At 48.2% G+C, this 20,823-nt stretch carries 17 protein-coding genes; 9 read left to right on the forward strand and 8 right to left on the reverse strand.

Going from position 1 to position 20,823, the window contains the following annotated elements:
- Positions 1-15 precede the first annotated feature (15 nt).
- From rfbF to ACUUHJ_RS09620, 3 genes are read left to right on the forward strand one after another with little or no spacing between them, the layout of a single operon-like run.
- The gene (gene rfbF, locus ACUUHJ_RS09610) at positions 16-795 is read left to right on the forward strand and encodes a glucose-1-phosphate cytidylyltransferase (protein ID WP_472298777.1); all 780 of its coding nucleotides are present in this window, start codon (positions 16-18) and stop codon (positions 793-795) included.
- A gap of 13 nt (positions 796-808) precedes the next feature.
- Positions 809-1,402 (forward strand): FkbM family methyltransferase, encoded by a 594-nt coding sequence (locus tag ACUUHJ_RS09615; protein ID WP_012685468.1) that lies wholly within the window; start codon positions 809-811, stop codon positions 1,400-1,402.
- Positions 1,403-1,438: 36 nt separating this feature from the next.
- Positions 1,439-2,326 carry an NAD-dependent epimerase/dehydratase family protein gene (locus ACUUHJ_RS09620; RefSeq protein WP_472298778.1) on the forward strand — a complete coding sequence of 296 codons (888 nt, stop codon included), beginning with the start codon at positions 1,439-1,441 and terminating at the stop codon, positions 2,324-2,326.
- Positions 2,327-2,377: 51 nt separating this feature from the next.
- Here the strand turns inward: ACUUHJ_RS09620 and ACUUHJ_RS09625 are convergent, their stop codons facing one another.
- From ACUUHJ_RS09625 to ACUUHJ_RS09650, 6 genes are all read right to left on the reverse strand, one after another.
- Positions 2,378-3,817: an FkbM family methyltransferase gene (locus ACUUHJ_RS09625; protein ID WP_472298779.1), complete on the reverse strand. Its 1,440-nt coding sequence runs from the start codon at positions 3,815-3,817 to the stop codon at positions 2,378-2,380.
- A 27-nt stretch (positions 3,818-3,844) separates the two neighbouring features.
- The gene (locus ACUUHJ_RS09630; RefSeq protein WP_472298780.1) at positions 3,845-4,951 is read right to left on the reverse strand and encodes a glycosyltransferase family 4 protein; all 1,107 of its coding nucleotides are present in this window, start codon (positions 4,949-4,951) and stop codon (positions 3,845-3,847) included.
- Positions 4,948-5,904, reverse strand: coding sequence for a GDP-L-fucose synthase family protein (locus ACUUHJ_RS09635; protein ID WP_472298781.1), 957 nt, complete (start codon positions 5,902-5,904; stop codon positions 4,948-4,950). Before ACUUHJ_RS09635 ends, ACUUHJ_RS09630 begins: the two co-directional genes overlap by 4 nt.
- A gap of 30 nt (positions 5,905-5,934) precedes the next feature.
- The gene (locus tag ACUUHJ_RS09640; RefSeq protein WP_289677082.1) at positions 5,935-7,170 is read right to left on the reverse strand and encodes a glycosyltransferase family 2 protein; all 1,236 of its coding nucleotides are present in this window, start codon (positions 7,168-7,170) and stop codon (positions 5,935-5,937) included.
- A gap of 45 nt (positions 7,171-7,215) precedes the next feature.
- Positions 7,216-8,187, reverse strand: a complete 972-nt coding sequence (locus ACUUHJ_RS09645) for a GDP-mannose 4,6-dehydratase (protein WP_472298782.1) — start codon at positions 8,185-8,187, stop codon at positions 7,216-7,218.
- A gap of 125 nt (positions 8,188-8,312) precedes the next feature.
- Positions 8,313-9,170 (reverse strand): hypothetical protein, encoded by an 858-nt coding sequence (locus ACUUHJ_RS09650; protein WP_289677084.1) that lies wholly within the window; start codon positions 9,168-9,170, stop codon positions 8,313-8,315.
- Positions 9,171-9,349: 179 nt separating this feature from the next.
- Between ACUUHJ_RS09650 and ACUUHJ_RS09655 the strand changes: the two genes are divergently transcribed.
- On the forward strand, positions 9,350-10,078 hold the full coding sequence (locus ACUUHJ_RS09655) for a hypothetical protein (protein ID WP_472298783.1): 729 nt from the start codon (positions 9,350-9,352) through the stop codon (positions 10,076-10,078).
- Between the two features lie 6 nt (positions 10,079-10,084).
- On the opposite strand, the gene ACUUHJ_RS09660 is transcribed toward ACUUHJ_RS09655, so the two are convergent.
- Positions 10,085-11,821 carry a phospho-sugar mutase gene (locus tag ACUUHJ_RS09660; protein ID WP_472298784.1) on the reverse strand — a complete coding sequence of 579 codons (1,737 nt, stop codon included), beginning with the start codon at positions 11,819-11,821 and terminating at the stop codon, positions 10,085-10,087.
- 105 nt (positions 11,822-11,926) lie between these two features.
- Between ACUUHJ_RS09660 and glf the strand changes: the two genes are divergently transcribed.
- Positions 11,927-13,048 carry a UDP-galactopyranose mutase gene (gene glf / locus ACUUHJ_RS09665; RefSeq protein WP_472298785.1) on the forward strand — a complete coding sequence of 374 codons (1,122 nt, stop codon included), beginning with the start codon at positions 11,927-11,929 and terminating at the stop codon, positions 13,046-13,048.
- Here glf and ACUUHJ_RS09670 read toward each other — a convergent pair whose 3' ends face one another.
- The gene (locus ACUUHJ_RS09670) at positions 13,049-13,843 is read right to left on the reverse strand and encodes a glycosyltransferase family 2 protein (protein ID WP_472298786.1); all 795 of its coding nucleotides are present in this window, start codon (positions 13,841-13,843) and stop codon (positions 13,049-13,051) included.
- Positions 13,844-14,034: 191 nt separating this feature from the next.
- Between ACUUHJ_RS09670 and gmd the strand changes: the two genes are divergently transcribed.
- The 4 genes from gmd to ACUUHJ_RS09690 all read left to right on the forward strand — a co-directional run bounded on the left by gmd (position 14,035) and on the right by ACUUHJ_RS09690 (position 20,748).
- The gene (gene gmd / locus ACUUHJ_RS09675; RefSeq protein ID WP_472298787.1) at positions 14,035-15,003 is read left to right on the forward strand and encodes a GDP-mannose 4,6-dehydratase; all 969 of its coding nucleotides are present in this window, start codon (positions 14,035-14,037) and stop codon (positions 15,001-15,003) included.
- 154 nt (positions 15,004-15,157) lie between these two features.
- Positions 15,158-17,611 (forward strand): BMQ_0737 family morphogenetic spore coat protein, encoded by a 2,454-nt coding sequence (locus ACUUHJ_RS09680; RefSeq protein WP_472298788.1) that lies wholly within the window; start codon positions 15,158-15,160, stop codon positions 17,609-17,611.
- Positions 17,612-17,972: 361 nt separating this feature from the next.
- Positions 17,973-18,998, forward strand: a complete 1,026-nt coding sequence (locus tag ACUUHJ_RS09685; protein ID WP_472298789.1) for an asparaginase — start codon at positions 17,973-17,975, stop codon at positions 18,996-18,998.
- A 79-nt stretch (positions 18,999-19,077) separates the two neighbouring features.
- Positions 19,078-20,748, forward strand: a complete 1,671-nt coding sequence (locus tag ACUUHJ_RS09690; protein WP_472298790.1) for a peptide ABC transporter substrate-binding protein — start codon at positions 19,078-19,080, stop codon at positions 20,746-20,748.
- Positions 20,749-20,823 lie beyond the last annotated feature (75 nt).

The following is a 20,823-nucleotide window of genomic DNA, read 5'->3' on the forward strand; positions in this document are numbered from 1 at the left end:
AAAGGAGGGCAGCCAATGAAAGTCGTCATCCTAGCAGGAGGGTATGGCACGCGCATTGGAGAAGAAACGCATCTTCGGCCGAAGCCGCTCATTGAAATCGGTGATTGGCCCATCATTTGTCATATCATGTCCATTTATTCCAAGTACGGTTTCCATGATTTCATCATCTGTCTCGGGTACAAAGGCTACATGATCAAGGAGTACTTTGCGCACTACTTCCTTCACCATTCTGATGTGACGTTTGATTTTCGTACCGACAATCAGGTCACTTTTCACAACCACAATGCTGCTCCGTGGCGAGTCACATTGATTGATACGGGGAAAGACACAGGGACAGGTGGAAGGGTGAAGCGGATACAGAAGTATGTGGGAGAAGATACATTCATGCTGACGTATGGAGATGGCTTATCCGACATCAATATTGAACAGCTGGTAAAATTTCATCGCACGCATAAAAAGCTCGCAACGATCACCACGACTCAACCGCCAGGCAGATTCGGAGCATTGGATATTGCCAATGGGAACAACGTAACAGGATTCCAGGAGAAGCCAAAAGGGGACGGCGGATGGATCAATGCTGGTTTTTTTGTCATGGAGCCGGGCGTATTTGATTATATGGCGGGTGATGAGACGGTATTGGAAAAAGAGCCGTTGGAGGGCTTGGCCAAGGCGAATCAACTAATGGCCTTCAAGCATACCGGTTTTTGGCAGCCAATGGATACGCTCCGAGATAAAAACTACTTGGAAGAACTGTGGAAATCCGGAAAGGCAGCATGGGCAACCAGTCGAACATAAGGAGGAAGCAGGAGTGGGCGGATTAAACGAGAACAGTGAAGAAGTTTTTTCTCCGATCGGATACGGGGACATAACGATCGATTGTGGGGCAAATTATGGGGTCATTTCTCAAAAAATGGCGGATAAAGGCGCTCTCGTCTTTGCGTTTGAGCCGAATCCATACGTATTTGAGGAATTGAAAAAAAGGGTGGGCGCCTATCCGAATGTTATATGTATCAACAAAGCAGTTTGGCATAAAAACGATAAGCTACGTTTGCATTTGCACGAACATTACCATACGGATCCGGCAGGGTCTGCTTACGCCTCTTCCCTTTTGAACAATCATCCTGTTACGAATCCCCATAAGTATGTAGAAGTAGAGGTCATTGATTTGACACAGTTCATCCAGATGCTCAATCGGCCGATCAAATTAATCAAAATAGATATCGAGGGGGCAGAATTTGAACTGTTGGAAAAAATCGTAGAGCAAAATTTACACCTGCAAATCGAAAAAATCGTCGTAGAAAATCATGAATGGCTGATTGAAGGCTTGAAAACGAAAGCCGATCACTTTCGGAGGGTCATGCAAGAAAAACAAATTCACAACATCGACTTGAACTGGATATAAGAAGATTGTAGAGCACGTGAAGGGGAGCGATCCCGAATGAAGTTACTTGTGACCGGCGCGACAGGCTTTCTCGGAAGCCAGCTGGTAAAAGCGCTGCGATTAGACGGACATACTGTCATCATCTTGAAAAGGAGTACTTCCGATTGCTCGCGCATCCAGGACATATTGCCTGATTTGATTACGTATGATGCGGATCGCGGTCAATGGGAAGCTCCTTTTTTCGAGCAGGGGAGAATCGACGCAATCATCCATACGGCAACTTGTTATGGACGAAACACCGAGAGCATTACCACGATGGTAGATGCAAATGTAACCTTTCCGCTGAAGCTGCTGGATATGGCCATGCGCTTTGGTACCCCTGTTTTTCTAAATACAGATACGTTTTCCAGTGCGCCCACCCGATTATCCAAACATCTGCAACCATACAATTTGACGAAGCGTCATTTTCGAGAATGGGGAAAATGCCTAGCAGATACCTCTTCCCTACAATTCATCAACGTCAGGCTGGAGCATGTGTATGGTCCTTATGACAATGCGAATAAATTTGTCACTTCAGTCATCAAAAGCTGTCTCGAAAATCAACCTGAACTAAGGCTTACAGAAGGGAAGCAAGCAAGAGACTTTATTTATGTGGAGGATGTTGTTGCTGCCTTTCGTGTGCTGTTGGCGCATGCTGCTCGTCTACCCGCAGGCTTTACGGAATACCAGGTAGGGACAGGTACGGCTACTCCGATACGAGAGTTTGTAGAACTGGTTCATCAGATGACGCAATCAAGCACGGTCTTGAAGTTCGGATCGATTGCGTATACAGATAGGGAGATCATGCATTCACATGCAGATACTCGATCGCTGCAAGCACTGGGGTGGAATCATCGAGTGAAGTTGGAGGATGGATTGAGAAAGGTTATGGCTACTTTCAAATAGCAACGAAACAAAAAACATGGCGAGTCTGCAGCCATGTTTTTTCATGTGCGTTTAATCGAGGAAAGTCTTGTTTGTGCAAAACAGATCAGCGTGAAAAGGTTTCATTTCGTCTAGTAAGTGGTTGTAGTTCTTCACCTTTACCACTGTATTGTCCCGCTTAAACATATACAGATGGGTAAACAATTTCTCCAGCAGTGTGTATAGCACGAGTGGATGTCTGCCGAAGTTTTCCGTGATGCTCTCAGGGTTGAATTCAATGATCACATCTGGGTCCCACTGCTTAAGCGTTCGCAGGGCACTTTCCAAGACGATGACCTCAGAGCCTTCCACGTCAATTTTAATCAGGTCGATGCGCGAGATCATATTCTGCTCTACCCAGTCATCCAACCTGACACATGATATGAATTGGGTGGATTTCTCCACGGCCTCTGGCTCATGCGGGATATAAGACCATCCGCCTCCACGCGGGTCGTCGTTAAAATGAATGTTCCCGTTGCGGTCGGCTATTCCGAGCTGAATAGGCTCGACATTGGTGATGTGATTCTCGGCAAGATTTCGCAGGAGATAAGGATAATTGACATCGGAGGGTTCAAATGCGTACACCTTGCCTTGAGGCGCGAGATAGCTCAGGGCGAGTGAGATCGGGCCGATGTTCGCACCGATGTCTAGGCAAACATGGTCAGGTTGTACGATTTTTTTCAGAGGGTGGATAACGTAGTCTTCATAGTATCCTTGGTAATACTCCATAAAGTACAGGACGCTTTGATCGGAGTGGTCCCCGTAGACGGTAAAGGTTTGATTGTCAAACGGCAGGTGAAAGTCAACTTTCTTCATCGAATTTGATGCTCCTTCAAGTGGATTGTAGATCATGATGATGTCATTTCCTACGACGAATAAGAGGTCGGGACGAAGAGCATGAACGAATTCTCGTAGCTGTTGGATAGTGGGATAATCTTTCAACAATGGATTGGGACCAATAAAGCAACGAGCATCATCAATCAAAATGACGTGATTTTGAACAGAATGCTGCAAAATGGCAGCCAGCTCATGCAAGATAGGGGTGTCCAGGTCTCCTTTGGCTGCCTCCGTTGAGCGCGGGATGTAATGACCGTCCAGCCAAAACAGGCAAGGTGTTGTAACAGAGTGCATCAGGTTGCTCAATACTACGCCACTGTCACCGTGGAGGATATGGATGTGGCTGTCGCCTGAGAATCTTTCTTTTGCCGCGATAAACAATGCTTCATCCAGCTCGATGGAAACGAGCAAGTCGAAATGGTTTTTCATCGCCTGCAACATGTCGCCCTTAAACGTACCTGTCTCGATCAGAGTGCGGATGCCCATCGTTTTTGCAATATGCTTGATCTTCGACCTTTTCAAATCGGTTGTCGGTGATTCCAACAGCCAAAAATCCCAAGTTTCTTGTTCGGTTAACGGAAACGGGATTCGGCGCTCCTTCCTCCACGTATCCCGAATTTGCTGCATGCGTGACATACAAGGATGACCTCCTTTCAAATGACATTAGCGTGCGACGGATGAAAAGACAGCCAATGTTTCGCGCGCGCATTTCTCCCACGAAAAATGCTTGGCTTGATGGATGCCTTTGGCAACTAGGTCTGCTCGTGCCTCAGGTGTCAGATAAAGATGGGCGAGCTTCACCGCGATATCATCGGAAATATTCGGGTCGAAGGTGAGAGCAGCGTCACCAACCACTTCAGGAATGCTCCCTGCATTGGAGCAAACGATGGGGATGTTGGACTTCATGGCCTCTACCAGCGGAATGCCAAACCCTTCGAAGAGGGAAGGAAAGCAAAGGAACTGGGCATTCCGATACAAGTAAGGCATCTCTTCCTGTGGTACGTAATGGAGCCATTTGACTTGGTCCCAAAGCTGGTTATTTGTGATGTAATTCATGACGTTTTGATGTGCCTCTTGAGCAAAACCGGTGAAAACCATGGGAACTCGGATTTGGTGTTTATCCCGTAAAGTGACAAGTGCTTTGAAGACATTTAGGTGATTTTTGTGATGCCATGTATTCGCGGGGAAAAAGCCGTATTCGCTGGGCAGCTTATACTTTTGTATGACCTGTTGGTTGAGTGCCTCATTATGTGGCAAGGAAAATTCCCGCGAGGCATCTAGGTGGATCGCATGTACTTTATGCGGAGGAAGCCCGAATTTTTGGAGGATCGTTTGCTTGGAAAACTCCGAGAGAGTCAGCACGGCACTGCAACGCTCAGCAGACGATTTGTAGTTGTCTAGTCGCCAGCGCAAGGAATGAGCATCGAAAAACTCTGGGTAATACTCGTGTTGGATATCTGGAATGTTGATCACAGAAGGGATTGCGACATCGGATGGATTCAATACAAGCAACGGACAAAACCACAAATTCAACTGGAGGGAGTTAATCCAGTAATGAAGCATCGCGTGCGCATTACCATGGTCGGGGACCATGAATTTGCGCACATTTTTTTGCGCCTCAAAGGTATGGAAATTGTGTGAGGATAAAAAAAGAAACCACTGATGGCCGTCCCCAGCATTCATCGAGTAGGCCAGCAAGTTCCTGACATACTGCTCCATCCCGCCGATTTTGCCAGGAATCACTGACATCAGGTTTATTCCGACTCTCATGTAGGGATCCTCCCTTGAACGTGAGGATGTACCATGTACCAGGCGATCGTTTTCTCCAAGCCAGCGAGTAAGGACGTTTGTGCCACGAAGCCGAAATGCTCTTTTGCTTTGGTCACATCTAAAAGGCGGCGCGGCTGTCCGTCTGGCTTGGTTTTATCCCATTCGATCTCTCCTTGGAAGCCGCTTAGCTGCTTGATCGTTTCAGCTAAGCTTTTGATGGAGATTTCTTGACCAGAACCGATATTGACCGGTTCCGATTGATCATAGTTCATGGTTGCAGCAATAATCGCCTGAGCAGCATCCTCGACATAAATGAACTCGCGTGTGACGTTGCCTGTTCCCCAGAGAACGATCTTCTTCTCGTCATTGCGAATCGCATCCACACATTTTCGAATGATGGCAGGGATGACGTGTGAGGTTTCCAAATCGAAGTTGTCGCCCGGGCCGTACAAATTGACAGGGAGCAAATAAATGGAATTGAACCCGTATTGCTCGCGATAGGCTTGTGATTGCACCAGCATCATTTTCTTGGCTAAGCCATACGGAGCATTGGTTTCTTCAGGGTAACCATTCCATATATCTTCTTCCTGAAACGGTACAGGCGCATATTTCGGGTAGGAGCAAATGGTTCCAATGGCTACGAATTTTTTGACACCAAATAAACGGGATTGCTCCATGAGCTGAGTTCCCATGATCAAATTATCGTAAAAGTATTTTCCGGGGTTTTTTTGATTCGCGCCGATTCCGCCAACGACGGCAGCCAAGTGAAGAATGATATCGGGACGGAAATCTTGCAACATCTTGTTCACATCATGTTCTTTGCGAAGATCGTATTCATGGCTTCTAGGGATGAAGATGTCCGTACAGTCCAGCTTGCGCAATTGATGAACGACGTGGCTTCCTAGAAATCCTGATCCACCCGTAACCACAATCCGTTTTTTCGCCAGATTCAATTCTTGTCAACCTGCCTTTCTCGTCCGCATTCAGTTTCGAGGTGAAGGGACTCTGCGATTTACCCAATTTTCGATCTGGGCCTTGCCTTTGGTAAATTCCTGATAAAATTGGTACTCCTCATAGGAAAGTGGGAGGACTTCTTCCAGGTGGTAGCTGACAGATCGTTTGATTCCAGGATTGTTGGGGTGGTTCTGAAGGATCTGCTGGCTGCAAAAAATACTCACTTCACATTGCTGTCCCTCTGAGGCAATGGGAATCACGACTTGAAAACGCCCTTGGGTAACTTGGAATTTGTATACGAATTTCCCATTCCTCATGACATGGAAATGAAGAAGAGGGGCGATATCTTGGTTGCTTCCTTTGATAAGCAAAGCGTTCATCGGTCCATGGCTGGCTTCGATGGTCATTCGCAGGTTTTGGGGAGCCCATGAGTCCGAGTAGCGGTTGGATGCGATGATTTGGGGAGATGGCCCGAATGCATGATACGCTTTTAGTTTATTGAGAAACCAAAAGGCTCCTTGCTTGTAATGCTTCTGCGTGTAGTGATAGAGCCATTCATTTGAGATGGTGCCATGATGCTTCACGCTTGTTTTCAAAATTTCGGAAAACCCTGGCTCCAATTCATAGACAAACGTTTTGCATGCGTCATATAAGCGTGAGTTAGCCAAGAATTCCGGTATCGTTCCAATCGGATAATGCAGGGAAATCCGGTTCCACAAATCGTAATCCATGCACCAGTCGTGTTCTTCATTTACACCACCAACTGCTTCAAAGGCATGCTTTCGCAGGAAAGCGGCAGGTTGGCAGATGATGTTGAAATGAAACAATTTTTTTCTGTCAAACTCCACCCAAATGTACGGATATTTTGCTTTGTCATCCTCATCAATGTGGAGCCCTTTACCGTATACCACGCCCCATTCGGGATGCTGCTGTAAGGCAGCCACAGCCTTTCGAATGGCACCGGGAAAATACGTATCATCTGAATTGAGCCATCCGATAATCTCACCACGTGCCATTTGCAATCCTTTATTGATAGCATGGGATTGGCCGCGATCTGGTTCGGAAACGTAGCGGAAGCGGTCTGCCAGGTGGCTGTATTGCTGCAAAATATTCTGTGTACCGTCAGTTGAGGCGCCATCTACCACAATATGCTCAATATGGGGATAGTCTTGTGTCAATACGCTCTCGATCGTTCGTTTGATAAATTTTGCCTGATTGTACGAAGGGGTGATGACACTGACGAGAGGAAGGGATTGCATGGACATAAGAAGTTCCCTCCTGATTTTTTTCTACTCATCCACTCGACGTTTTTAAGGGCTGTTCTGTTGGCGTAGTTCAGAGCGCCAGTAATTCAATAAATCTTCCATCGTTTGCTGGAAGGAGATCTCGGGCTCCCATCCCGTCTTTTCCCGGAACAGCGATGAGTCTCCCAATACAATGTCCACATCAGAGGGGCGCAACCGATTGGTGTCTACATGTATTTCTACCTTCACATCAGTCAAGGACAGTAGTGTCTTCAACATGTCCTCGATGGTGTAGCGAGTACCCGCGGAAATATTGTAGACATCGCCTGGTTCACCTCGGGTAATCGCCAACCAATACGCCTTGACAATATCCCGTACATCCGTGAAGTCTCGAATGGCCTCAAGATTGCCGACATGCACTTTTGGCTCTTGCAGACCAAGCTCAATCTGGGCAATTTGTTTGGCAAAATTGGAGGTCACATAGCTTTCGCCTCTTCGCGGACCGGTATGATGAAACGTACGTGTACGGATGATCGCCAGACCGTAACTGTGGTGGTATTGATATCCGAGATAATCCTGGGCGATTTTACTGACCGCGTATGGATTAAGAGGACGGAGTGGGTTGGTCTCCTTTATGGGGATTTCCTCCGGATAAACCAAACCATACTCCTCACTGGAGCATGCGATTTGAATTTTGCAAGCAACAGCATGGTTGCGTACCGCCTCGAACAAATGTAACTGTGGGACAATATTGTTCACCATCGTATCCGCAGGAGACGACAACGAGGTGGGGACGAAGCTTTGGGCAGCCAGGTGAAAAATGAGATCAGGCTTTATTCTCTGGATGAGTTCATTTACAGATTGGGGATCTTTTAATTCACAGTTTTCCATATGCACGCGGTCTATCAGGTGCCCTAGCTGCTCCTTTTTGGTAAGGGACCGGAATGTACCGTAAACATCTACATCTCCCCGCGACAGTAGATACTCAGCCAAGTGACTGCCGGCAAATCCCGTTACTCCGGTAATCAATGCCTTCATGAGTCGAATCCCCCCTGTCCATGATGCTCGTAGCGAAGGATGAACAGCTTAACATATTATGAATATGGAAAAACGTGAAAAATGGCACGGCGTACAGCTCGTTTCCAGAGGGAATTTTATGGGGATCAGGGCTCGGCATGCACCCATTTGCAGGTCGCATAGTCGAAAAACATGAAATCATCTGTGTTCGGGATAGCCTGTGAGCCAAAGAAGGGGATATAGGCTTTTGCGTGTCCTTGAAAATGCAAGGAATGAGCAGGAAGGTAGTCAGTCGTGCCCGTTATTTTGCAAAAAAGAGCACCAGCCTTTTGATAAATCTGTTTCTTCCCATCTTGACTGTCAGCTTGCGGGCAGGATGGAGCAAAAGGACAGTTGAGATTATGATCGAAAAAGCCGTTGGCGACCATACCATACGTAGCTTTACGGCGAAGCGCGTAATTGTGAAACAGGATAAACAGCACCATGTCGGAAATGGGGACATCTCCGATTTCTTTTGCGAATTGAAGCAGAGTCTCGTAGTGAAGAGGGTCGCGGAAAAATTTGATTGTGTAATCGCAAAATTGATTGAGTTCTTCCAGATCGCATACGGTCGTCCAGGTAAACTCAAACGTAAAGTCATCGAACTCCTCGTTGTATCGCTTGCTGATATCGGTGAATAGCATGACGTCCGAGTCCAGGTAACAGCAACGTTCTATCCCTTGATTCCTCATAAAATCGCGCAAAATAAACCAGCGTTGGAAGCAAAACAGATTGTATTCGTAGGTGTTGGAAGTGGAGTGCTTGTAAACAAAAGAAAAAGCTTGGGCACTTTGGTAGAAACGACTCAACAGGAAGTGCTCTGTATTTTCCGCAGAAAGATACTTGTTTTCTGGGCTCCCGATAAGAATGACACGAGAAGAAGGGTTGCTGTATTTCGCCTGTTGCATGCATAATCCTACATGCTCTTCAGCCGTTCTGTGAATAAACACGATGGGCAAACTCACAATTATACATCTCCTCTGTCTTACAAAATGCCTGCTAGGCTCCTATTGATAAACTTTATCCTAATATATTGTCCCGAGGAGGGCCTTGAAACCATGCAAATAGCCTGTTTTGCGGCCTGTTCCTTGAATGACCAATCGTATCCGCAAAAAGATAAATATGATACGGAAAGAGGGAAATTGTGAATGGAGGCATGGAGAGAATGGATGTGTTAAACCGATATGAAAGGCAAGTGTATTCTCAAAATGGAGAAGACGGCATCATTGAAGAAATATTTTCACGAATCGGAACTACGAATCGCTATTGTGTAGAATTCGGCGTTGGAGATGGCTCGGAATGTATGCTCAAAAATCTCGTCACGCAGCACGGATGGAGCGGATTAGCGATGGAAGGCGACCTGAACAGCTGCAATAAAATGTCTACGGATTATGCTGCCTATCCCCAGGTCATCATCAAGAATGAGTTAATCACGAGAGAAAATATTGCTGGTTTATTCGAAAAAAATGGTGTCCAAAAAGAATTTGATCTGCTCTCTATCGACATTGACGGCAATGACTACTGGGTATGGCAAGCTCTTTCTGCTTACACCCCGAGACTTGTCGTTATTGAGTACAATGCGGCTTTTCCGCCTCCACAAAAAATGGTGATCGTGTATCAACCGGATTTTAAATGGGGTGGCAATACCTACTATGGTGCCAGCTTGAGTTCCTTGGCCATTTTGGGAACCAGCTTGGGATATGCCTTGGTGGGGACAGATTCAAAGGGCGTCAACGCTTTTTTTGTAAGACGCGACTTGCTTCTTCAATCAGGTTTCCCTGAATTAACACCAGAACAGGCTTATCATCCTCCTCGTTACGGATCAGTCGCGGGCGGACATCCACCTCAGTCCGGTCCCTATTTGGAAATCTAGTCCTGACTAGAAATCGAGCAGCTCCAAGACAGCTTGCTTCAAGGTGAAGAGCTTTTCTTGGCTATCCTGACTACTCGTTCCTTTCACTCCTAAATAAATTTTGATTTTGGGCTCTGTGCCTGAGGGTCTGACACAAAACCACGAATGATCGTGGAAAAAGTATTTGATCGTATCCGAGGCTGGCAAAGTGAGCGGTGTAGTTGTACCTGTTCGACAATCTGTGCGGATTCCGCTGGCATAATCTTCGATGGCCAGGACGGGGTGGGAGGCGATTTGGGAAGGTGGCTGATTGCGCAGGGAAGACATCGTTGCCGATATTTTTTGCATGCCCTCTCCTCCTTTGCATGTGAAAGAAATCAGCTCTTCTGCATAATGACCGTAACGGTCGAATAAGTCATTCAGTGTGTCAGCGAGGCTTTTGTGTTGTGATTTGTAATACGCGCACATGTCTGCAATTAGCAAAGCAGTTTGTACGGCATCCTTATCCCGGACAAAATCGCCGATTAAGTACCCGTAGCTTTCTTCATACCCAAACTGGAAGACGTACGCTTCACTTTTTTTATAGGCTTCGATTTTTTCGCCAATATATTTGAAGCCTGTCAGGGTGTCTTCTGTCGATACACCGAAGTCTGCCGCGATGGCTCTACCCATTTCGGACGTGACGATTGTTTTCAAGACAAGGCCGTTTGTGGGGAGCTCCCCCTTTTTTTGTTTGGTTTCCAGCAGGTAATGAAGAAGCATGGCTCCCAACTGATTTCCTGTCAGGACGATGTAGTCTCCTGCCTTATTTTTGACGAGCACGCCAAGGCGATCTCCATCAGGGTCCGTCCCCATGATCATGTCGGCGTCCATCTTTTTGGCGTATGAAATCGCTAATCGAAAGGCCTCAGGCTCTTCGGGATTAGGCGAGTCTACCGTCGAAAAGTTAGGATCGGGGATAGCTTGCTCGAGAACAACACTCACTTGTGTATACCCGAACTGTTTCAATCCACGCGTGATCGAGTCATGGGTCGTGCCGTGCAGGGGAGTAAAGACAATCTTCACTTGCTCCCGGATGGAAGGAGATAAGTCAGGATGGACGCGCAATTGCTTTACTTTTTCCAAATACGCATGCAAGAGAGAATCGTCAATGCAGTGAAGCAGTCCATTTTTGTACAGCTCTTGCTCATCAGCTGGAGTGATTTCGAGTTCATTTCCGGCATTAGCGATAAGGTCCATCAGTCGTTCGGCTGTCGCGAGTGTAATTTGTCCCCCGTCTGCACCATAAATTTTGTAGCCGTTATATTCGGGCGGATTATGGCTTGCTGTAATGACAATGCCAGCACACGCACGATAGTGGCGTACAGCAAAGGAAAGCAGAGGGGTAGGAGTCAGCTGTTTGAATATACATGTAGTAATCCCGTACTGACCGAGAACTTTGGCGGTTTCCTTGGCAAACAACTGTGAGTGTTTGCGTGAATCATAGGCAATGACGACTTTTTTGACGGCCAGATCCGGATATGTTTCGAGTAAATAAAGAGCCAGCCCTGCGCTTGCTTTGCGAATCGTGTAAAGGTTGATGCGGTTTATTCCCGGCTCCATGACTCCGCGCATCCCTCCGGTTCCAAATGCAATCGGGGCAGAGAAGCAATCCGCAAGCTGCTTTTCATCAGCGTGCATGGCGGTTAACTGCTGACGAAGCTCTGAATCAAGGGATTCACATTCATTCCAGCGTGTGTAGTGTGTGTACCAGTTTGCATTCATATAGAATTCACTCCCGCGTGTAGAGTACGACATCATTTACTAGGGTATTAACGGAATGGTAAGTGGTGAGTGGATGTGATTAAGACGGGAGGATGTGAGACTTACATGAAGGTGGATTGGCTGATCGTCGGAGCTGGATTTACGGGTGCTACACTCGCAGAGCGGATTGCCAATGAGCTCGATCAGAAAGTGTTGGTGGTAGAGGGGCGCAATCATATCGGAGGAAATGCCTATGATTGCTATGATGAGCGTGGGGTACTGATTCACAAATACGGTTCGCACACCTTTCATACGAATTCCAAGATGGTCTGGGACTATTTGTCACGTTTTACCCAGTGGCGGCCGTACTTCCATGAGGTGCGTGCCTATGTCGATGGCATAAAAATACCGTTGCCCTTCAATCTAAATGCATTGTCCGCATTGTTTTCTCCGCAATATGCTCAGAAACTGGAGAGCTTGCTGATCCGTCAATATGGATTCGGGGCGAAGATTCCGATTCTGAAGCTTCGGGAAAGTGCTCATGAAGAGCTTGGCTTTTTGGCTGAGTTCATTTATCAAAAAGTATTTCATCGGTATACGATCAAGCAATGGGATTTGAAGCCGGAGGAGCTGGATCCGTCTGTTTCCGCAAGGGTTCCTGTGTATGTCAGCAGGGACAATCGGTTTTTTCAGGACACGTATCAGGGAATTCCGTTGCATGGCTTTACAGCAATGTTTCATCGCATGCTGGACCATCCGAATATAAAGGTGCTCCTCAATACGAACTATCAAGAAATCGCGGATGAATTTAGGTATAAACGAATGATCTACACCGGCCCGATCGATTCCTTTTTTGGCTATAAGCATGGGCAATTGCCTTATCGAAGCCTGCGCTTTCATTTTGAAACGCATCAAAAGGCATGGTATCAAGAAGTGGGGACTGTCAATTATCCCAATGAGTATGATTTCACCAGAATCCTCGAACAAAAGCACCTCACAGGTCAAGTCGTTCCTCACACAACTATATCCTTCGTATATCCACAGTCATATTCACCTGGCGAAAACGAGCCGTATTATCCAATTCCCCGCAAGGAAAACAGTCAACGGTACAGCCTCTATAAACAAGAAGCAGAGCAAATACGTGATCAGGTGCTTTTTGCGGGCAGACTCGCGGATTATCAATACTACAACATGGATCAAGCGGTGGCGCGGGCATTGACCTTGTTTAAGCAGATTGTCGCAGAATAGTTAGGAAGGCTTCTCTTTTGGTATGAGCTTGCTCACATAGACCCAGCCCTGGGGTGTGTACACAAAAACAGGCTCGTACTCGTCTCCCCACAGTTTCAAGATTTTCGTTAGAATGTACTTTCTTGCTTTTGTCCATTGCGGCCAGTTCTTTGTGTGGGAATTGTTGCTCTCGTGAATCAAATAATGATAGAGGTTCGCATCGACCCAGTGAATATCACCTGTTCCGATCAATTTTAATAACATGTACTTGTCATGAGAAAACCTTCCCTGCATGGGATCGTCACATTCAAATCCGCCGACATCACGAACCGCTTGTGTCCGATAAAAACGAGGCCAAACCATTGGAGCTTCCAGGTAATCATACTTATCTTCATAGATCCGAGGCCGCATGATTTCGGATAGTTCACGCGTGTCACCCACTTCCCTCCAAAAAACGGTGTTGGAGAACACGACGTTCGTGGTTTCCGGCTGGCGTTCCATCTCATCCAACAAAATTTCTAAGGTTTTTCCGTCGAACCAGTCATCCGAGTCAAGTGAGACAAAGTAGGGCGTATCAATTCGTTCCAGAGCAGCAGCCATTGTTTTTCCAATCCCTGAATTTTCAGGGAGTAGCACGTAGTGAATGCGGGGATCATCGAGGTACTTTTCGACGATGGCTTGTGTGTGATCAGTAGATGCGTCATCTACAATGAGGAGCTTCCATTCCTTGTGTGTTTGGTTCAACACACTTTCGATGGCTGCGGGGAGATACTTCGCCCGATTATAGGTTGGAATCACGACGGTAATGAGCGACATGTTACCTGCCTACCTCCTTATTGATCTATGACAACGGCTTGCTTTCATTAGTTTATTACGGACTTCTGTTCTTGACCCTCAGCCTGACAACTGAACGTATGAACATGATCCGGCATAAGCTTAAGAGATGCTCAAGGGAACTTACCGGAATGAACATTACGGCACAGCCTGAAGAAGGGGAGTAGAAGCGGATGAAAACAGCTTTCCTCACAGGAATCACGGGTCAGGATGGCGCCTACCTGGCAAAATTTCTGCTGGAGAAGGGGTACCATGTGGTGGGACTGGTTCCACGCCGGAGCTCAGTGGACAGGTGGCGGCTGGAATATTTGAACATCGCAGATCAGGTAGAGTACAAGGACGGCGATCTATTGGATGTGTCGTCGTTGACGCGTGCGCTGAAGGCATGTAAACCAGCGGAAGTGTATCATTTAGGTGCGCAGAGCTTTGTCGGTTCGTCGTGGGAACAGCCTATTTTGACCGCACAAGTAACGGGAATGGGTGTCCTGCATACTCTGGAGGCGATTCGGGAAACGGACCCTGCTATCAAAATGTATCAGGCCTCGTCAAGTGAGCTGTACGGATTAATCCAGGAGCCACAGCAATCGGAGCAAACACCTTTTTACCCAAGAAGCCCATATGCAGTCTCCAAGCTGTTTGGCTACTGGATGACCAAAAACTATCGGGAAAGCTTTCAGATGTTTAGCACTAACGGCATTTTATTCAATCATGAATCACCTTTGCGTGGACTGGAATTTGTTACGAGGAAAGTGACGCATGCTGTTGCAAGAATTGCCGCCAACAAGCAAAAGGAACTGCGGCTGGGGAATATTCAGGCGAAGCGGGATTGGGGCTTTGCAGGAGATTTCGTAGAAGCGATGTGGCTGATGCTCCAGCAGGATAAGCCGGATGATTATGTCATCGCGACAGGAAAAACATCGACGGTGGAAGAGATGTGCAAAATCGCCTTCGATTATGTTGGGTTGAACTACTTGGATTATGTCGTGATCGACCCGGAACTGTATCGGCCAGCAGAAGTGGACATTTTGTTGGGCAATCCGGAAAAAGCGAAAAGAGAGCTCGACTGGACACCGAGAACGAAGCTGGAAGAGCTCATTCACATGATGGTCGAAGCGGATATGCAGCGGGTGGCAAAAGCATAGCGGAATCGAAAGGTCTATGACCAAGTGATGAGGCGTCCTGCCTATGGGACGTCTTTTTCTATTGTTTCGCCTATGACGTATCTACAGTCAACACATATATATAGGAGTGGGCAATTATGTGTGTATAACCATGCTTCGAAAGGAATGGTGGGAAATGCCTACACAGAACTTTGCTTTTACGGGCACTATTCAAACCTTTATTGTCCCTCCAGCTCTTACTACGTTGACGATCCGGGTGGTGGGTGCCCGAGGCGGCGACGGACTCACAGCTGGAGGGAAGGGGGCGTATATCCAGGGCGACTTTCCTGTGACACCCGGCGAGGTATTGTCTATCCTCGTAGGCGGAGCAGGTGGTGGCGATGACTTAACTGCAGGGAGTGGAGGCGGCGGATCATTTGTTTGGCGCACGACGGGTCCCGTTACTGCCGCCAACATTCTGATTGCAGCAGGCGGTGGAGGTGGCGGTACTCAAGGCTCCGCAGGCGGAAATGCGAATGAATCGAGTATATCGGGTCAAGCTGGACAAGAGACATTAGGAGGCGCAGGGGGAGTGAATGGCCTCGGAGGTGGAGGGGGCAACGGATTCCTAGGGGGAGGAGGTGCTGGAGGAGCAGGTATCATTGGAAACGGTGCCAACGGCTCCACGGGTGCCATAGGAGGAACCGCTATTAATGCTGGGGGTGCTGGGGGAGGTACTGGAGGTTTTGGTGGCGGCGGGGCAGGGAGCGCAGGAGGCGGAGGCGGTGGAGGATATAGCGGCGGTGGAGGTGGAGGCGGTACAAACCTTGTAGAATCATTCGGAGGCGGAGGAGGCGGAGGTTCCTTTAATGCCGGACTCAATCAGAAAAACGTTTCCGGTGTGGGAACTGGCGATGGTATCGTAGTCATCACGTTTGCGGCTGTTACACTCCATTTTACGGGTGAGCTTCAGACCTTCGTTGTCCCTTCTTGCGTTACTTCGATGACGATTCAGGCAGTAGGGGCGAGAGGCGGCGGGTCATTAGATTTTGGCAGAGGAGCGTTCGTCCAGGGGGATTTTCCCGTCACGCCCGGTGAAGTATTGACCGTTTTGGTTGGAGGAATGGGAAATAGTCGAAGCGGGGGTGGCGGTACATTTGTGTGGCGGACTGCAAACCCGGTGACAGCAGTCAATCTGCTCGTAGCAGCGGGTGGCGGAGGCGGGGAAGCCAATCTACTGCCAGGAAGGGATGCAGCTCTAACCACAAGTGGAACGGGAGGAGCGCCTGGCGGAGCTGGAGGGATCAATGGGTTAGGTGGTGGTGCGGGAGCGCCAGTTGATGGAGGAGGCGGTGGAGCAGGCATTGTTGGAAATGGTTCTTCCTCACCAGGGGGAGGCGGCGGCGGAACCGCGATCAATGCCGGTGGCGCGGGTGGAGCACCCGACGGCGGCGGTGGAACTGGCGGTTTTGGCGGAGGAGGCGGAGGCGGAGCTAGTGGCGGCTTTAGTGGAGGCGGAGGCGGAAACGGATTAGATCCCGTGTTTCCTCTAGTCGCTGGGGTCGGAGGAGGAGGAGGCTCATTCAACGGGGGGAGCAATCAGCTTAACTTGGCGAGGATTGGGCTTGGCAATGGTCAGGTCATCATCAGTTTTCCTTTCGTCGAACCCCCGACTATCACATGTCCCCCTGATATGAGCACGGGTACAGATCTAGGTGTGAATTTCGGAACCGTAACGTACACGGTAACAGCGGCAAGTCCTAGCTGCGGCATCGTTTCGATTTCCTGTAGCTCGTCTGGCGTCGTTCACAATTTCCCGTCCTTACCTGTAGCTGAAGTAGTTGAGACCATGGCGTTTCCGCGGGGAATGACAGTGGTGACGTGCACGGCAATGGATGCGGCTGGAAATACGAGTTCCTGTTCGTTTACCGTTACAGTTATAGAAGTATTTCCAACTGCCACGCCTCCGCCCCCGAACAATCTGGAGGCTAGGTGCATCATGGTACAAGAGGTATACGACTGGGTGGTCTTTACGAACCGGGAACGGAGCAAGGTATCCATCCCTGATGAGTTCCTTCCGTTGATTGACGAAGCCATACAATCTGGTCAGGACATCTCTATTCAATGCATAGAGCCTGTCGTCCCTCCACCATTTCCGCTCTTTCAACGCCCACACCTGAAGTCTGTCTCTGATGTTTCCTGCAACATCGTCAACGTTCGGAGAGTGCAGATGACGGTCAATCAAACGACTTTTCTGGCAGGGATGGTACAGTTTGTTTTCCAAGCAACTGTCCTACTCCGCGTCTTCGCGAACGGTGACTTTTTGTTCAAATTCCCGGTTGTCGTTTCGTTCGACGATGAAGTGATTCTATGCTTACCGGAGCCTTTGGATGCAAACAACATCTCCTGTAGGATCACAGGTATCGAGTGTACACCGAATGAGCACTTTTTGCTTGGTGGAAGGGTGGAATTGGAAGTGATCATCTGCAAGGAGATTCAGGTACATGCGGAAGTCAAAATGGAGGTGTTAGGGAAATTTTGTTCTCCGCGTCCAAATAACATCCCTGCCCCTACTCCTACGCCCTTTTTTCGTTGTCCGTCTTTTATATTTCCACGGCAATGCCAATCGATCTTCCCGATTCAGGAGTAGGGGTTGTCAAAATAAGATCACAACACGAGCCAAGGAGGGACGTTTCATGGGGAACGTCTCTTATTTTGTAGCATGTAAAGCTTTCTGCTAAAAACGCGGTGACTCATAGGCTTATGGGAGTCATCTGAACGTACTCCGTTTTGAAATGAAAATGGAAATGTCACCCTGTTCCTTTTTAAGGCGAACCTATTTCGGTGAATGAGTTAGCCTATTCTTGTTCAATTCTAGGAAAAGGCTGATCTGTTTCTCTGGAAAATAGCCAAACTCCGCCTGGTGCTTAGTTTTTTCAGTTATTGGCACACTACTTGCTTATTTAGAAAAGTACAAACATTCAAACATTCGCACTCAAAGGAGACTTGCTATGAACGTCGTTGCCAACGTATACCGGGGAGAACAGGTAGAGAGCTCACATCTTGGACATATCGCAGTTGTTGATTCGCAGGGGAGATTGCTCTATTCGTACGGGGACCCCCATCGCCTCACATATGCACGCTCCAGTATGAAACCGTTGCAGACGATTCCGGTAATCGAGACAGGGACCGCAGATCGGTATGGTTTTGAGCTGGCTGATCTCTCGCTCTGTTGCGCTTCTCACAGTGGGGAGCCACGCCATCGTACACGGGCGCTCTCGATACTTGCGCGAGCAGGTCAGCAAGAAGCGGCATTACAATGCGGGACACATGTGCCACGTCATGAGGAGAGCTACAAACAGCTAATCCGGGAGGGCAAGCCGCTCACACCCGTATTCTCGAATTGCTCCGGTAAGCATTCCGGCATGATTGCCACTGCGACACATATGGGGGAGGACGTGACTACCTATCATTTGCCTACGCATCCGGTGCAACAGCGAATTCTCGAAGTAATCGAGGACATAACAGGCTACCCCAAAGACAAAATCAACTTCGGGACAGATGGATGTGGGGTTCCCGTCCATCAATTGCCGCTCGCTCATTACGCGTGGGCCTTCGCCAAGCTGGCGAGACCAGAGGTGATTGAGAATCCCGAGCGACGAAAAGCTGTTCAGCGAATTACGGATGCCATGACCGCTCATCCCGAAATGGTCGGGGGCGAAAATAGATATTGCACAGACCTCATGTCAGCATTTAGCGGTCGCATCGTAGGGAAGGCAGGCGCAGAGTCCGTGTATTGCTTGGGCGATAGAGAAACAGGATTGGGCATTGCCATCAAGATCGAGGATGGAGGACCACGAGCGATCAACCCGGTCGTCAATGAAGTGCTTCGTCAATTGGGAATTGGCATGGACGGTCCATTGGAAGCCCTCGCGGAATATACCAATCCGCCCATTACAAACATGAGTGGGAACGTTGTTGGACGGATCGAGACTTCCTTTCGTCTCGCCAAGACAGATTTTTCATTGCGTGTATAAATGGCATTCCCAGCGTGCCGTTTATTCATAAAGCAACAAAGGCTACATGTTGTTTAAAAAGAAAAGGGGGGCACATGCAATGAACATGCGAAAAGGATGGAAGCTGCTTAGTACCGCTGCACTTGTCACTGTTCTTGCCATTACGGGTTGTAGTCAGTCGGCAACGCCGACACAGCCAGGAGGGGGAGGGACAGCAGGTCAAGCGTCCACAGATTCAAGTGGACAAGTAAATGTCGCTGCAAAGCTCAAACTCAATCTGAAGACCGAACCACCTTCGCTCGATCCTCCAAAGGGCTTTGACAGTACTTCCAACGAGGTGTTGAACGCCACAATGGAAGGCTTAGTTCGATTGGACAAGGATCACAAGCCGCAAGCAGCTATGGCCGAGAAATGGACAGTGAGTGAGGATGGAAAAACGTATACCTTTACCCTGCGCGATAGCAAATGGTCGAATGGTGAACCAGTGACAGCGCAGGACTTCGAGTTTGCGTTTAAGCGCATTGTCGATCCGAACAATGCATTCCCGTCTGCTTTTCTCGCCTATTACATCGATGGAGCAGAAGCGTTCAACAAAGGAACAGGAAATGCAGATGGCGTACAAGTAAAGGCCGTAGACGAGAAGACGTTTGAGGTAAAGCTGAAAGCGCCAACAGGTTATTTCCTCCACATCCTGACGCAGCCGACCTTCTTCCCAGTGAATAAAAAAGTCGTGGAGAGCAATCCGAAATGGGCAGAAGGCGCTGCAAGCATCGTGACGAATGGACCGTTCAAAATGGAAGATTGGGTTCATGACCAGACAGTGAAGCTGGTGAAAAACGATGGCTACTGGGATCGTGATTCGATCAAATATGCGGGAATCGAGTTTGTCATGGTCAACGATGAAAATACACAATTCCAAATGTACAAAACAGGTCAGCTCGACATGATCCAGACCGTTCCCAATGATATGAAGAAACAGTTGATCGATTCTGGAGAAGCAAAAGTGGAGACGGAAGCGTCCATCTACTACTACCGGATGAACACCACAATTCCTCCGTTCACGAACGCCAACATTCGGAAGGCATTTGCACTGGCCATCGATCGCAAAACCTTAATCGACAATGTTGTGCAAGGGAAGCAAACACCTGCCATGGCTCACGTTCCATTGGGCTTCCCGGAGCCAGACGGAGCGGATTTCCGCACAAAGGGCGGAGATTTCTTCAAGGATAACGATGCAGAGCAGGCAAAAGCATTGCTGAAAAAAGGGATGGAAGAAGAAGGCTGGACAACCCTGCCGCCTGTTACCATGACCTATAACACCAGTGATGCACATAAGGCCATCGCGCAAGTTTTGCAGGAAATGTACAAGAAAAATCTTGGGGTAGATGTGAAGCTGGAAAACAAAGAGTGGAAAGTATTCTTGGCAGAACAGCGTGCCCGCACTCTTCAATTCTCCCGCTCGACGATCCCTGCCGATTACGGAGACCCGGTCAATTACCTGGAGTTGTTCGTGACTGACCATCCTGGGAATCGTATCAATTACAGCAACAAAGAGTATGACGCACTTGTGGAGAAGATTCGCAACACTGCCAACGAACCCGAGCGCTTCAAGCTCATGCATGACGCGGAGAAAATTTTCATGGATGATATGCCACTTGTACCTATCTATTTCGGGACAAAAGTATTTATGGAGCAGCCAAACATAAAAGGCATTATTCGCCATCCAGTCGGCACGATTGACTACAAATGGGTAGAAATCGGTAATAAGTAGTAAGTAAAATAAGCGAAGACAAGAGCGAATATTCGAAACGTTCTTGTCTTCACACTACATCTTGGAGCGGCTGAA

The sequence above is a fragment of the Brevibacillus schisleri genome (assembly GCF_055685845.1).

What these genes read in the sequence shown, in the direction of transcription:
- rfbF (WP_472298777.1), top strand. Translation starts at nt 16, where the DNA reads ATGAAAGTCGTCATCCTAGCAGGAGGGTATGGCACGCGCATTGGAGAA.
- ACUUHJ_RS09620 (WP_472298778.1), top strand. Translation starts at nt 1,439, where the DNA reads ATGAAGTTACTTGTGACCGGCGCGACAGGCTTTCTCGGAAGCCAGCTG.
- ACUUHJ_RS09625 (WP_472298779.1), bottom strand. Translation starts at nt 3,817, where the DNA reads ATGTCACGCATGCAGCAAATTCGGGATACGTGGAGGAAGGAGCGCCGA.
- ACUUHJ_RS09630 (WP_472298780.1), bottom strand. Translation starts at nt 4,951, where the DNA reads ATGAGAGTCGGAATAAACCTGATGTCAGTGATTCCTGGCAAAATCGGC.
- ACUUHJ_RS09640 (WP_289677082.1), bottom strand. Translation starts at nt 7,170, where the DNA reads ATGTCCATGCAATCCCTTCCTCTCGTCAGTGTCATCACCCCTTCGTAC.
- ACUUHJ_RS09645 (WP_472298782.1), bottom strand. Translation starts at nt 8,187, where the DNA reads ATGAAGGCATTGATTACCGGAGTAACGGGATTTGCCGGCAGTCACTTG.
- ACUUHJ_RS09660 (WP_472298784.1), bottom strand. Translation starts at nt 11,821, where the DNA reads ATGAATGCAAACTGGTACACACACTACACACGCTGGAATGAATGTGAA.
- glf (WP_472298785.1), top strand. Translation starts at nt 11,927, where the DNA reads ATGAAGGTGGATTGGCTGATCGTCGGAGCTGGATTTACGGGTGCTACA.
- ACUUHJ_RS09670 (WP_472298786.1), bottom strand. Translation starts at nt 13,843, where the DNA reads ATGTCGCTCATTACCGTCGTGATTCCAACCTATAATCGGGCGAAGTAT.
- gmd (WP_472298787.1), top strand. Translation starts at nt 14,035, where the DNA reads ATGAAAACAGCTTTCCTCACAGGAATCACGGGTCAGGATGGCGCCTAC.
- ACUUHJ_RS09680 (WP_472298788.1), top strand. Translation starts at nt 15,158, where the DNA reads ATGCCTACACAGAACTTTGCTTTTACGGGCACTATTCAAACCTTTATT.
- ACUUHJ_RS09685 (WP_472298789.1), top strand. Translation starts at nt 17,973, where the DNA reads ATGAACGTCGTTGCCAACGTATACCGGGGAGAACAGGTAGAGAGCTCA.
- ACUUHJ_RS09690 (WP_472298790.1), top strand. Translation starts at nt 19,078, where the DNA reads ATGAACATGCGAAAAGGATGGAAGCTGCTTAGTACCGCTGCACTTGTC.